12 protein-coding genes are annotated in these 12,521 nt (G+C 44.4%); 6 read left to right on the plus strand and 6 right to left on the minus strand.

The annotated features are described in order from the left end of the window. Window positions 1–24: 24 nt before the first annotated feature. The 3 genes from QNH36_RS06625 to QNH36_RS06635 all read right to left on the minus strand — a co-directional run bounded on the left by QNH36_RS06625 (window position 25) and on the right by QNH36_RS06635 (window position 2,564). Window positions 25–543, minus strand: a complete 519-nt coding sequence (locus QNH36_RS06625) for a tryptophan transporter (RefSeq protein ID WP_283904959.1) — start codon at window positions 541–543, stop codon at window positions 25–27. Window positions 544–667: 124 nt separating this feature from the next. Then, the gene (serC, locus tag QNH36_RS06630) at window positions 668–1,750 is read right to left on the minus strand and encodes a 3-phosphoserine/phosphohydroxythreonine transaminase (RefSeq protein WP_283904960.1); all 1,083 of its coding nucleotides are present in this window, start codon (window positions 1,748–1,750) and stop codon (window positions 668–670) included. A 394-nt stretch (window positions 1,751–2,144) separates the two neighbouring features. Further along, window positions 2,145–2,564 carry an HIT family protein gene (locus QNH36_RS06635; RefSeq protein ID WP_283904961.1) on the minus strand — a complete coding sequence of 140 codons (420 nt, stop codon included), beginning with the start codon at window positions 2,562–2,564 and terminating at the stop codon, window positions 2,145–2,147. 581 nt (window positions 2,565–3,145) lie between these two features. Between QNH36_RS06635 and QNH36_RS06640 the strand changes: the two genes are divergently transcribed. The 3 genes from QNH36_RS06640 (at window position 3,146) to QNH36_RS06650 (ending at window position 5,919) form a co-directional block, all read left to right on the plus strand. Continuing rightward, a complete protein-coding gene (locus QNH36_RS06640) occupies window positions 3,146–3,886 on the plus strand; it encodes an ABC transporter ATP-binding protein (RefSeq protein ID WP_283904962.1) in 741 nt (246 codons plus the stop codon). Then, the gene (locus QNH36_RS06645; protein ID WP_251544605.1) at window positions 3,879–5,090 is read left to right on the plus strand and encodes an ABC transporter permease; all 1,212 of its coding nucleotides are present in this window, start codon (window positions 3,879–3,881) and stop codon (window positions 5,088–5,090) included. Before QNH36_RS06640 ends, QNH36_RS06645 begins: the two co-directional genes overlap by 8 nt. A gap of 106 nt (window positions 5,091–5,196) precedes the next feature. Continuing rightward, window positions 5,197–5,919 (plus strand): EcsC family protein, encoded by a 723-nt coding sequence (locus QNH36_RS06650; protein ID WP_251544604.1) that lies wholly within the window; start codon window positions 5,197–5,199, stop codon window positions 5,917–5,919. A gap of 227 nt (window positions 5,920–6,146) precedes the next feature. Here QNH36_RS06650 and QNH36_RS06655 read toward each other — a convergent pair whose 3' ends face one another. Beyond that, a complete protein-coding gene (locus QNH36_RS06655; protein WP_481825320.1) occupies window positions 6,147–7,304 on the minus strand; it encodes a M20 family metallopeptidase in 1,158 nt (385 codons plus the stop codon). 200 nt (window positions 7,305–7,504) lie between these two features. Beyond that, window positions 7,505–8,896: a hypothetical protein gene (locus tag QNH36_RS06660; protein ID WP_283904964.1), complete on the minus strand. Its 1,392-nt coding sequence runs from the start codon at window positions 8,894–8,896 to the stop codon at window positions 7,505–7,507. A 284-nt stretch (window positions 8,897–9,180) separates the two neighbouring features. Here QNH36_RS06660 and liaF point away from each other — a divergent pair, with 284 nt between their 5' ends. Genes liaF through QNH36_RS06675 form a run of 3 tightly spaced genes read left to right on the plus strand, consistent with a single transcriptional unit; the run spans window position 9,181 to window position 11,641 of the window. Then, complete coding sequence (liaF, locus tag QNH36_RS06665; protein WP_260983496.1) at window positions 9,181–9,954, plus strand: cell wall-active antibiotics response protein LiaF; 774 nt, start codon at window positions 9,181–9,183, stop codon at window positions 9,952–9,954. Between the two features lie 11 nt (window positions 9,955–9,965). Then, window positions 9,966–11,000 (plus strand): sensor histidine kinase, encoded by a 1,035-nt coding sequence (locus QNH36_RS06670; RefSeq protein WP_251544603.1) that lies wholly within the window; start codon window positions 9,966–9,968, stop codon window positions 10,998–11,000. Then, window positions 11,000–11,641: a response regulator transcription factor gene (locus QNH36_RS06675; RefSeq protein ID WP_144474451.1), complete on the plus strand. Its 642-nt coding sequence runs from the start codon at window positions 11,000–11,002 to the stop codon at window positions 11,639–11,641. Before QNH36_RS06670 ends, QNH36_RS06675 begins: the two co-directional genes overlap by 1 nt. A gap of 123 nt (window positions 11,642–11,764) precedes the next feature. Here the strand turns inward: QNH36_RS06675 and QNH36_RS06680 are convergent, their stop codons facing one another. Beyond that, the gene (locus QNH36_RS06680) at window positions 11,765–12,274 is read right to left on the minus strand and encodes an antibiotic biosynthesis monooxygenase family protein (protein ID WP_144474452.1); all 510 of its coding nucleotides are present in this window, start codon (window positions 12,272–12,274) and stop codon (window positions 11,765–11,767) included. Between the last annotated feature and the right edge of the window lie 247 nt (window positions 12,275–12,521).

A 12,521-nucleotide genomic window follows, 5' to 3' on the forward strand; every position in this document is an offset into this window, starting at 1 on the left:
AGCTTAGGACAGGGGCTCTATGATTTAATTGATTTCTGCAAGTTTTGCTCGTTTAAAGATATTGGTTGCCACTGGATAAAGAATGGCCATGAATACTGTGTTAAAGGCAGCTGCAGGCAGAACGACTCCCGCGAAAAGGGCGATGAATGGTCCAGGAAGGCCCACTAGGAAGTAAGCTGCTCCAAGGAAAACAATCCCGGAAGCAATGGTTCCGATTGCCGTCAGGCCAGCTGCGATATATACTGATGACTTGAATTTTTTCAACGCCAGCAGGAGTGCCAAAAAGACAAATGCCGTTACAGGCTTGTCGATGATATTTGGAATAAGTCCGCCAGGGAACGTTGTAGTCAATCCAGAAATCAAACCAGTTACAGCTCCGATCAAAAATACACTTTTCTTGTCAGGAAACATAAGGACCCCAAGGAACATCATGGTAAGCATCATATCTGGCTTCATTCCAAGGATAAATCCGGGTACAACAGTGTGCAGCACTGCACCCATCCCAACTAATAGTGATAAGGCTACAAGGTTTTTCGTATTCAATTCTCATCTCTCCTCTGCTATTCTAGCTAACTATAGCTCCTCCTGCAGTGCTCTCAATGCCTGCAGCGAAAAGCTTGCTACTATTATAACATATATTTTAGGTGAGTAAAGGTATAATATTCTGTTAATTTCTTAGCCTGAAATCATTCATGAATTTCGCCAGTTTTTCGACATGGCCGAGCGAGACGGCATTGTATATGGAAGCCCTGCAGCCGCCAACAGATCTATGGCCGGCCAAACCAATAAAGCCTGCTTCCTCTGCCTCATACAGGAAGGAGTCGGTCAAGTCTTCGTTTTCCAGCGTAAAGGTGATATTCATTAAAGAGCGGCTCTCTTTTTCAGCATGGCCCTTATAGAATCCATTACTGCTGTCGATTGCTTCATAAAGCATTGCTGCCTTCTGCTTGTTTTGCAGTTCTAGCTGTTTTACCCCGCCAATGGATTCGGCCCATTCGAGGACTAGCATCAGAAAATAAACGGACAGAGTAGGCGGAGTGTTGTATAGCGATTTGGAGTCAGCCTGCACCTGATAATTGAGCATTGCAGGCAAATCCGGCCTTGAACGTTTGAGCAAATCCTTATGTATGATCACTACTGTGACACCGGATGGACCCAGATTTTTCTGCGCACCAGCGTATATGAGCCCATAGGAAGATATATTGACAGGACGGCTTAAAATGTCACTGGACATGTCCGCAACAAGCGGAACGTTAACTTTTTCAGGCAGGTTATGCCACTGGGTACCGAAGATCGTGTTATTCGTCGTGATGTGGAGGTATGAAGAGCCAGGTTTTAAATTGATTTCTGAGAAGCTGGGGATTGATTTATAGTTAGAAGATTTTGATGAAGCAATTGCCTCCGCACTCCCGATTTTTTGTGCCTCCTTTAATGCTTTTTCAGACCATGTGCCAGTCATGACATATCCTGCAGTCGATCCTTCTTCAAGAAGATTCATCGGTACCATGGTGAATTGAAGACTTGCACCACCCTGGAGGAGAAGCACTTCGTAATCATCCGGAATGTGGAGGAGGTTGCGCAGCAATGACTTTGTCCGGTCATTGAGTGCTTCGAATTGCTTGCTGCGGTGGCTAAGTTCCATGACTCCCATCCCGCTTCCCTGGTAATTCATCATTTCTTTTTCGGCCCTCGCCAGCACAGCCTCAGGCAAGGCGGCAGGTCCGGCATTAAAATTCAGTGCACGTTTCAAGATCATCCCTCCGGAAAAATAAAATTGCAGTGTTTCATTAATGCATTAAAGTTATTATCATGCTAACAGAAAAAGAAGGGAATTTCTAATGTTTTCAGAAAAGTTTAAACAAATTTCAAGAAGTTCGTTTTGCCTTACATATGACGAAAAGAGCAAAATAGCTGTATGGACAAGTTCTCCATTGCTTTTCAGAGAAGGTCAATTGGACAAAAACGATGGAAGAGCGGCAAAAAGTGTCCGATAGGAAAGCTCTATCGGACAAACACGAGGGGAAAACGGCAAAAAGTGTTCGATAGGAAAGCTTAATCGGACAAACACAAAGTGGGCAGCCAGAAAATTGTCCAATATAAAAGTTGTTTCTAACCAATAAAAAAACTCCCGCAAGTGCGGAAGTCTAGATTTTACTGTTGATCTCGGCAGCGATTTTCTGGTAGTCGTCTGCAGTATATTGATCCTGGTGTGTATTCCAGACAGCCCCGAAACCGTCTCCATTGCCGTAGCGAGGAATCAGATGCATATGGAAGTGGAAAACAGATTGGCCGGCTGCTTCGCCATTGTTCTGAAGGACATTCAGCCCGATTGGCTCATAGGCAGCCTTGATCGCATTGGCGACTTTAGGAACAGCCTTAAAAACATTAGCTGCCACTTCATCCGTTAACTCATACACATTTTCTTTATGTACTTTTGGGATGACAAGTGTATGTCCTTTCGTTACCTGGCTGATATCGAGGAATGCCAAAACGTTTTCATCCTCATATACCTTTGCTGAGGGAATGTCGCCATTGATGATTTTACAAAAAATACAATCATTCATATGTTCCACCCTTTCCATTAATCATGTTTCTGGTATTTTATCATATTTTGCCAATAAACATAAAGAAAGAAAGGACAGGATCCGTATGGATTCCTGTCCCTGAAGGGGGAACTGATTACTGTTTATTGACGTTCTTTAGCAGGTTTACCTTTGATAAACACCTCATTTTCAATTCATTCGAATTAAAAGAATGATGGGTTATTTCTCAGTACCTGGTTCAATCGGACCATCCCCTGTCTGCTTTAGTCGGTTTCACAACTTATAAAGCGGGAAGTGATCTGCGACACACACCTCATTTCAAAATGTGGAGTGATGTTACTGAACGGCTGGGTTAACATTTACGTAGCGCAATGCAACCATCCCCTTGTTTGAACGTGGTAAATCAGTGTGCTTATAAATCGAATAATATGTCTTTTACAGACACCTCATTTCGAATTATTGCTCGTTCCCCTTCAAGAATTATGATGCCCCGACTGGCAGTTTATATGTAAAAAAGTTCACCACTTACTTGAAACTTTTCTTAAATGAGATGCATTTGTTAAAATAACGGTACACGACTATGAACTGGAAGGGCGTTGCACATGTCTTTATTGGAAATAAACCAGGTTACCGGCGGATACACGAGGAATCCTGTGCTGAAAAATGTAAGCTTCACAGTCAATAATAATGAAATTGTTGGATTGATTGGCCTAAACGGCGCTGGAAAAAGTACGACGATCAAGCATGTGATTGGATTGATGGAACCTCAAAAGGGTGATATCAAAATCAATGGGAAGACATTCATTGAAGGGAAGGAAGAGTACAGAAAGCAATTCACTTTTGTACCTGAAACGCCTATCCTGTATGATGAATTGACGCTCGAGGAACACCTTCGATTGACAGCGATGTCCTATGGCCTTAAGGAACAAGAGTATGAGCAGCGCATTGAAGCTTTGTTAAAAGAGTTCAGGATGAGTAAGAGGCTGAAATGGTTCCCTGCCCATTTCTCAAAAGGAATGAAGCAAAAGGTGATGATCATGTGCGCATTCCTTGTACAGCCATCACTCTATATCGTTGATGAGCCATTTGTTGGCCTTGATCCTCTAGGAATTCAATCTTTGCTGGATTTAATGGACAAGATGAAGCGAAATGGTGCGGGCATTTTGATGTCGACACACATCCTGGCTACGGCTGAACGGTATTGCGATCGTTTTGTGATTCTCCATAATGGAGAGGTACGGGCACAGGGGACACTTGAGGAATTACGGGAACAGTTCAATATGCCCGGCGCTACACTTGATGACCTGTATATCCAGCTGACAAAGGAAGAAGACTATGTTTAATCCGCAAGACTTATGGAAGGAGCGCTTCGGGACTTTTGCGAAGGAAACCGGGAGCTATCTCCGTTATATCTTCAATGGTCATTTAATGATTGTCGTCCTGTTTTTATTGGGAACAGCGGCGTTCTACTATCAAGATTGGATAAAAACACTGCAGTCCGATTTCCCGGCTGCGTGGATCATTGCGTTTATTCTCGCAGCTGTACTTACATATAGCCCTGTCCAGACATTCCTGACCGAAGCGGATAAAATCTTTCTTTTGCCGCTCGAAACAAAGCTGGGTGATTATTTCAGGAAATCGGTCATTTTCAGCCTGAGCCTGCAGTCTTATCTTTTGCTTATGGTGCTTGCGGTTTTAATGCCTCTTCACGTAAAAGTGCATGGTGCAGACTTCAAGTCGTTTTTCATCCTGCTGATTGCTGTGATCCTGATAAAACTGGTCAATCTATTGATTCGCTGGCATGTCCAGCATTATATTGAATCAAGCGTGAAAATGATGGACAGCATCATTCGTTTTTTTATCAACACGGTGCTGATTTATTTCATCTTCTCAGGGGCTCAAATTCTATTTGCAATAGTTCCTGCACTGATTTTCGTTTTCCTATATCTGTATTATAAAAAACAGACTGCGGACAAGGGACTGAAATGGGAGCAATTGATTGAGGATGAAGAGCGGAGGATGAATGCCTTTTACCGTGTTGCCAATATGTTTACGGATGTTCCAAAACTCCGTGACAGGACCAGAAGGCGGAAATGGCTTGACTGGCTGGTCAATAGGATTCCTTACCGACAGGACCTTGCATTCAGCCACCTTTATATAAGGACATTCGCAAGAGCCGGGGATTATTTTGGCTTGCTCGTCCGTCTTACCGCAATTGGAGGAGCTGCGCTTTACTTCCTCACATACGGGCCAGGCCAAATTTTGTTCGCCTTGCTTTTCATGTATTTGACAGGGTTTCAGCTCTTGCCGTTATGGAACCATCATGAAAATAAACTTTGGGTCAGTCTTTATCCTTTATCGGAAAAGTCGAGGCGGAAATCCTTTACGAGCCTGCTGCTGGGCATATTGATTTTTCAGACGGCCGTGTTTGCAGGAATGGTCCTGATTAAAGGAGAGCTCGTATTTGGCGCCATCATTTTGGCTGCAGGCGTCGCTTTTGCATTGTTTTTTGTCTATTTTTACAGCATCAACAAACTTAAATCATGATCATAAATCCTTTTCATAATGGCTCCCAGGCTTTTATGAAGAGGATTTTTTTGCAACAAATGTGATTTAAATACGTAAGTATTAGTACGAAAAGGAGTGAAGAGACTTGAATGAGTATGAACTGAGGGCATATGATGAGGTAATTGCCTGGAAGCGGAAGCTGAATAAACGATCTGGAATATTGGCGCGTGCCTCAAAAAAAGCTCAGACAAAAGTGAACCAGCTAATCCCGGAAAAAGTCCATCAAATCCTCACGGAAAGTATTAAAAACATGGTCAAAGCAACACTTGCTGGCTCGAATTTAACAACGAAAAAGCAGCAGGGAACCGGTTTGACACTTGCCAGCAAGGACGAATTGCTGAACAAGAAACTATCAGGATATAAAAGGACGGCAGCTGTCGAAGGGGCAGGCACTGGTGCTGGCGGAATATTGCTTGGAATGGCAGACTTTCCGCTGCTGTTATCGATTAAAATGAAATTTTTGTTTGAAGCTGCCTCCATATATGGTTTTGACCCTTCGAAATATGAAGAAAGGCTGTTCATCCTCTATGTATTCCAGCTGGCATTTTCGAGCGATGCCCAAAGGAAGCAGACATTGGATGTGCTTGAAAATTGGGAAAGCCGAAAATCAGAGTTGCTGGAACTGGATTGGCAGCAATTTCAACAGGAATACAGAGATTATATTGATTTTGCCAAAATGCTGCAGATGATGCCGGGGATTGGAGCGGTGGTAGGTGCCTATGCTAATTACAATTTGCTTGACCAGCTTGGAGAAACAGCGATGAATGCCTACCGGATGAGGATCCTGCAGACACCGCCACAGATGTGAGAGGCTGGGTTAACGGGCAGGCCTGAAATTATTTCGTGAGCCCGACACCAAAGCGCCTATGAAGCCTGTAGGAAGGCAAAAGGGTGTTGGTCCGTTAACAGGACCCTTATCGGCCATTAAGCAGCTCTGGGTGAACACGAAATTATGTTTTTCTTCGATTTCTGTCCCAATAAAAAATCTGACTGCAGCCAAGTGATTTGTCTGCAGTCAGATATAGTAAGATTTTTTTACGCTAATGTTTCTTGATGGTTATGCTGTTCCTTCGTCTGGTAGTTCAATGTGGCTGAGCAAAGCGCTTTTGCGGCAATGAGCATTGCTTTTTCATCAATGTCGAACCTTGGATGGTGGTGGGGGTAAGATTCAGCACTTTCCGGTTTTGCTCCAGTGAAAAAGAACGTCCCTTTCACATGCTGGAGGTAGTAGGCAAAGTCTTCACCACCCATTTGCAGGTCGCTTTCTTCAATTTTGGTCACTTCCGGCACTTTTGAAGCGCAATCAATCAGGAACTCGGTTTCTGCTGCGTGGTTCACTACAGCTGGATAGCCCTTATCATACAAATACTCATAGGTACAGTCGGATGCCAGACATGTTCCCTGAACAACTTTTTCGATTTCGGCTGCGATAAAATCGCGGGTGTTTTCATTGAATGTCCTCACTGTACCAACCAGTCTGGCTTTATCGGCGATGACATTGAAAGCATTATCTGCCACAAACGAGCCCACGGTTACAACGGCAGAATCGACGGGATCCACACGCCTGCTGACGATTTGCTGCAAGTTGGAAACCAGCTGTGCTCCAGCCACAATGGCATCCTTTGTTTTATGTGGCTGGGCACCGTGTCCGCCTTTGCCCTGGATTGATATCTCAAAGCGGTCTGCTGCTGCCATGATCGGACCGATGCGATATTGGACAGTACCTGTCGTCTCACTGGCCCACAGGTGGGTGCCAAAAATGACGTCAACACCTTCGAGGCAGCCGTCTTCAATCATCGAAATGGCGCCGCCTGGTGCATACTCCTCAGCGTGCTGGTGAATCATCACATAAGTTCCGTGAAGATTTTCCCTTGCTTCATGCAATACCTTTGCCAGGACCAGCAATGTCGCTGTATGGCCATCATGTCCACATGCATGCATAACGCCCGGAACGAGGGATTTGTATGGGACATCCTTTTCATCCTGGATTGGAAGGGCATCAAAATCAGCTCTAAGTGCAACTGTTTTGCCCGGTTTGGCTCCATATATTTTTGCGACTACCCCGTTGCCGCCAACATTGTTGCGCACTTCAACCCCAAGCTTCTCATAAAAGGCTGCGATATACCTCGCAGTGTTCTCTTCCTGGAAAGACAATTCTGGATGTTGGTGCATAAAGCGGCGGATTTCCACCATTTCCGGATAAAGATCTTCTATTTTCCTAAAAAGCTGATCCTGCAATTGGTTCATCTCCTTATGTATAATAGTTTGATAATTTTAATAATTATAACATGATTAGAGAATAATAACATTCAAGAATAACAGCAAAAGAAGCTCCCTGATAAAGGAGCTTCATATATAAATGGTGCCATTGAATGGCAGCCAGTGTTTTCAAGCTAAATCAGGAACATTGCCACAATCGTGGTTACGATCAGTCCGATGGTGACAGGCAGGAGGTTGCGCCTTGCCAGCTCGAATGGATCCACACCGCAAATAGCGGCTGCCGGAATAAGTGCCCAGGGTACGAGGGTGCCGCCGCCGACCCAAATTGCGGCAATCTGTCCGAGTGCAGTCAGAGTTGCTGCACCGGCGCCTATGGCAGTCGAGAAAATTGCTGCGACCGATCCAGCCAGGGATATGCCGGAAAATCCTGAGCCATCCAGACCGGTTATCGCTCCCACTGCTGTAAGTGTCACGGCTCCGACTTCGGCATTAAGGGGTACGACAGAAGCCAGCGCCACCCCCAGGTCATTGACGATTCCCTGGGACGTCTCCGGAAGGAACTCACCAATGATTTTCATGAAGCCGGAGTCGCCGAGATAGAAGAAGGCGGCAATCGGGATGACAGCCCCAAAAACCTTGAATCCAAACTGAAAGCCTTCAATGAGGTAGCTGGTCGTTTTTTCAAGACCTTTGTTCTTGTGAGCTGCAAGGGAAATTAGAAGCAGGATGAAAATCGAGGTTCCGCCAACAAGAGCAGTCGCATCGCCGCCCTGAAGGTCAAGGATGGACATTGCGGCAACATCCGCTACGAACAAAACCGGTACCAGGAGAGCGAAGAACTTCTTCGCACCATCTGTCAGCAAGGTTGGATCACTAGTTTGTTTTAATTCAACATCAACGGAACCGCTGCTTACTAATTTACCGCTTTTCAAATCCCTTTTTAACAGATAAAATGCGGTCACCGTCGTAACAACCCCCATGACAATGACCAGTGGGATACTTGCCTGAACCACCGAACTGACGGGTATGCCGGCAGCATCAGCTGTCAGCTTTGGAGCAGCCTGAATGACAAAGTCCCCGGAAAGGGCAATTCCGTGTCCAAAGAGATTCATAGCGACCGCTACGCCAAGGGCAGGAAGCCCGACTCTTACCGCGACTGGTAAAAGGACAGCGCCCATCAAGGCTACTGCTGGAGATGGCCAGAAAAACCAGGATATGCACATCATGACGATCCCAATCGTCCAGTATGCCAGCGCTGGTGTTTTAATCAACCTGGCGAAAGGCGAGATCATCGCATCGTTTATCCCCGTCACGGTAAGCGTCCTGCTCATCGCCACAATGATGGAAATTACAAGAATGGTAGGCAAAAGCTCAGTGATGGCATATATAAAACTATTGAAAACACTGCTGACCGAGCCGCTCAAAGAGCCTGTCGCGACGATGGCCAATAAAAAGATTCCGAGGATCGATACAAGCGTTGTATCTCTTTTCATGACCATGAACCCGATGATCAGGAAGATGAATAATACATATATCCAATGAAGTGCTGTTAATTCTATAATCATAAAATATTGCTCCCTTCTGAATGACGTACTGTTACCTGCCTGCATTGAATAGGCAAATTTCCTAATTAAGTACTACAGAATATGATGGAAGCAGAAAGGTGTGAGAAGGATCCTGTAAAAAAAATTATCAGTCCCGGGACGGAGGCGAAAAACTTCTCTGGAGGGGAGAAATAATCTTTTCCTTTTCTTAAAATAGTTATATCAAGCAAGTTTACTAGTGAATTAAAGGGATTTTTTCGAATGAAAAAGAATAATAGAGTAGGAAAGCAAGAAAGAAGGGGAAAGTGTTGCGTACTCGATCGGTGAATCAAATAGCAATGGCTATTGGGCTGGCAGGCGTGGGAATCATTCTTTTGCTCGTCAATTTAGGTGTAATTTCCTTGGAAATAAAAGAGCTTTTTGTCGTTTCTTATCCTTTCGTGCTGTTGGTTTATGGGCTGGTGGCTCTTCTGAAAAAGCAGTTCGGCTGGGGATTGTTCATTGTTGTTTTTTCATCGCTTTTGGTCATGGACCGTCTTGATGTGATTGACTTCAAACTCCTGGACGTGTGGAAGCTCTGGCCGCTGTTCCTGATTTATTTTGGGGTAAGCATGTTAATCGGGAAACGGAAGTTTAAGCTTATCTACCAAACAGAACTGCCATCAGCTAAACAGCTTGAGGATTTTCAAGGAACCGAAGGGAATTCCACTAAGAAAATTCGGGGTGCCTCAATTGGCAAAGTAACATTCAAAGAGCAAAACTGGGCAGTTGAACCAATGGATCTTTATAATATGGTCGGTGAATACTTTATTGATTTCAGCAAAGGCTTCATTCCCGACAAAGAGACGCCGATCAGGGTAAGAGGCTGGGTGGGTGAAGTGAAAATGCTCATCCCGGAGGGAATCCCGGTAAAAGTAAATGCCGTGATCGGCGTAGGTGAAGTAAAGCTGTTCGATTATGCTCAGGAACAAATCAAACATGTGATTGCATATAAATCAGATGACTATGATGATGCCATCAGGAAATTGAACATCACCATTGAGTTGAAGATCGGTTCTGTCAGAATCGACCGTGTTTAGGGGGGAGTGAAATGACAAGTATCCGCTTATGGTTTATTCAGACTTTCTTGATGATGGCATTCATCACTTCCCTCATTCTCTTCATTGGCCTGCAGATTTTCTTATTCATGGTGCCTGACAGCGGCCTCACAACTTCGATGACCTTTTGGTTTTGGCTGTACAGCTTTGTCGTCCTGTCGGCAGCGGGATTCTATTTCAGCCTGCGTGGGAGCTATACAATTAAAGGGCGTCTCAGCGATATCTTATTATTTATTGCTACCTTGCGCAGGGGGAAATTCACAGAAAGGATCATCACCGATGAAAAAGATGAAATCGGCCTGATTTCGGAGGAGCTCAATCAGCTGTCAGAATATCTTCAGGAACAGGTTCATTCCCTGCAAAAGATGGCAGAGGAAAAAACTGAACTGTCCAAAACAGCCAAGTCAGCAGCAATCATGGAGGAAAGACAGAGGCTTGCCAGGGATCTGCATGATGTAGTCAGCCAGCAGCTGTTTGCCCTAAGCATGATGTCATCTGCTTCACTCCGTTGGTTCGATCAGGAACCTGGAAAGGCCAGGAAACAACTGGAGCAGATTTCCGAGATAGCAGGCAAGGCCCAGGGAGAAATGCGGGCGCTCCTTCTGCATCTGAGACCAGTCCAATTAAGCGGGGAGAGTCTTTGCGAAGGAATCGTTAAACTCATTCAGGAATTAAAGCAAAAAACAAACCTTGAATTTGAGGCAAGCATTGATGAAATCGAAAACATTTCCCAGGCTGCAGAAGAGCATATTTTCCGGATCGTCCAGGAAGCACTGTCCAACATCCTGCGACATGCAGATGCGGCAAAAGTGAAAATCTTGCTTGCAGAAGAGAATCAAACGATTCATCTATATATTGGCGATGATGGAAAAGGCTTCGATATTCATGAAGAAAAGATGGCATCTTACGGCTTGAAGACAATGCGGGAGCGTTGCGAACAAATTGGCGGTACCTATACTATCCGTTCAAAAGAAAATGAAGGTACATATATAGAGATCAGGATACCCGCTATGAGGAGAGAAGAATAATGGGGAAAATCAGAGTGGTCGTGGTTGATGATCATGAAATGGTCCGAAAAGGCATCCTTTCCTATTTGGAGACCGAACCGGGCATCGAAATTGTCGGGGAGGCGGACTGCGGTGTAAAGGCTGTATCACTGGTGAAAGACTCGAGGCCGGATGTCGTCCTTATGGATCTTTTAATGGAAAAAGGCACGGGGATTGACGCAACCAGGGAGATATTAAGCTTTTATCCGGAATGCAAAATCATTATCATAACAAGCTTTTACGATGATGATCAGGTTTTTCCGGCAATTGAGGCAGGGGCATTCAGTTATATGCTAAAAACCGCGACAGCAGCAGAAGTCATTGCGGCAATTGAAAAAGCTGCCAGAGGAGAAACGGTGATTGAACCAAAGGTAGCCAACAAAATGATGAGAAAACTGAGGCCGCAAGAACGCAAGCCTCATGATGAACTGACAGAACGTGAGCTGGATGTCCTGAAATGTATTGGCGAAGGCATGACAAACCAGCAGATCAGCGAAGAACTATTCATTGGTGTGAAAACAGTAAAAACACATGTATCCAATATACTCGGAAAATTAGGTTTATCAGACAGGACACAGGCTGCCGTTTATGCAAACCGGAACGGATTGATCAAGATGCCATAAGGAGGGGAGGGTGTCATGGGATGGCATCCTCTTTATTATTCAGCTGAGATAAAGGCACTGATAAGAGCAGGGAACAAAAAAAGCGCCATCCATCACACAAATGGAGGCGCCAAAAGGCGGAAATCATTCGCCTTCAATATAATACTTTGATACATACGATGCACTCTCGAAAATATTTGGCTTGGCGCCATCAATGCCAGCCTCTGTGCCGCGATTCTTATGTGCATGGGCATAGGCCTTGGATTTTTGCCAGTTTTCAAATGAGCTTTCTTTATCCCAGATGGTCATGATGATGTAGGTATTGGAACTCAATGGCCGCAGTACACGGATGGCGACAAATCCTGGTTCGTTCTCAATCATCCTTGGCCGGTTCAGGAAGCGGTCCTCAAAAAGCGGCCTGCCCTCATCGGTTACAGGGATATTATTAAAGACAGCAAAACCTTCATGTCCGAGTGGGCCGGCAGAATCGATCACCTCATATTTCCTCGGAGAACTGAATAATGTTTTCCCTTCCGTCTCATGGACAAGGATGGATGATTCGTTGTTGTTCATCAGGACCATGTTTTCGCCCTGGTGTTTTTCTTTTAATTTCAACAAAAAATCAGCTGTTCCTGATGTAATGAATAGATTCATCTTTTCACCTCATTTTTAAAATTAAGTTCTTCCTTCTATTATAATGATTTTCCCACTTTAATCTATTTTCCCTGTTTTAAAGAAGCTAAAAACAAAAAAACGTCTAATTTTCGACAATTTAAAGCGTTTCCTATGAAATGGGGGCGTAAAAACGATATAGTGTAGTTAGTTTGTTTTTTTATAAAAATGAAGAAGTCTGTTTTCTCATTGGAAATAGGTGTTTTTTATTTCAATCCTTTTATATTAC

Source organism: Mesobacillus sp. AQ2 (assembly GCF_030122805.1).
Lineage (GTDB): Bacteria > Bacillota > Bacilli > Bacillales > Cytobacillaceae > Mesobacillus > Mesobacillus oceanisediminis_A.

Excerpts from the sequence above, each read along its gene's own strand:
- QNH36_RS06675 (WP_144474451.1), top strand. The coding sequence starts at position 11,000 with ATGGGGAAAATCAGAGTGGTCGTGGTTGATGATCATGAAATGGTCCGA.
- QNH36_RS06645 (WP_251544605.1), top strand. The coding sequence starts at position 3,879 with ATGTTTAATCCGCAAGACTTATGGAAGGAGCGCTTCGGGACTTTTGCG.
- QNH36_RS06680 (WP_144474452.1), bottom strand. The coding sequence starts at position 12,274 with ATGAATCTATTCATTACATCAGGAACAGCTGATTTTTTGTTGAAATTA.
- QNH36_RS06635 (WP_283904961.1), bottom strand. The coding sequence starts at position 2,564 with ATGAATGATTGTATTTTTTGTAAAATCATCAATGGCGACATTCCCTCA.
- QNH36_RS06655 (WP_481825320.1), bottom strand. The coding sequence starts at position 7,304 with ATGGTGGAAATCCGCCGCTTTATGCACCAACATCCAGAATTGTCTTTC.
- QNH36_RS06640 (WP_283904962.1), top strand. The coding sequence starts at position 3,146 with ATGTCTTTATTGGAAATAAACCAGGTTACCGGCGGATACACGAGGAAT.
- QNH36_RS06660 (WP_283904964.1), bottom strand. The coding sequence starts at position 8,896 with ATGATTATAGAATTAACAGCACTTCATTGGATATATGTATTATTCATC.
- QNH36_RS06670 (WP_251544603.1), top strand. The coding sequence starts at position 9,966 with ATGACAAGTATCCGCTTATGGTTTATTCAGACTTTCTTGATGATGGCA.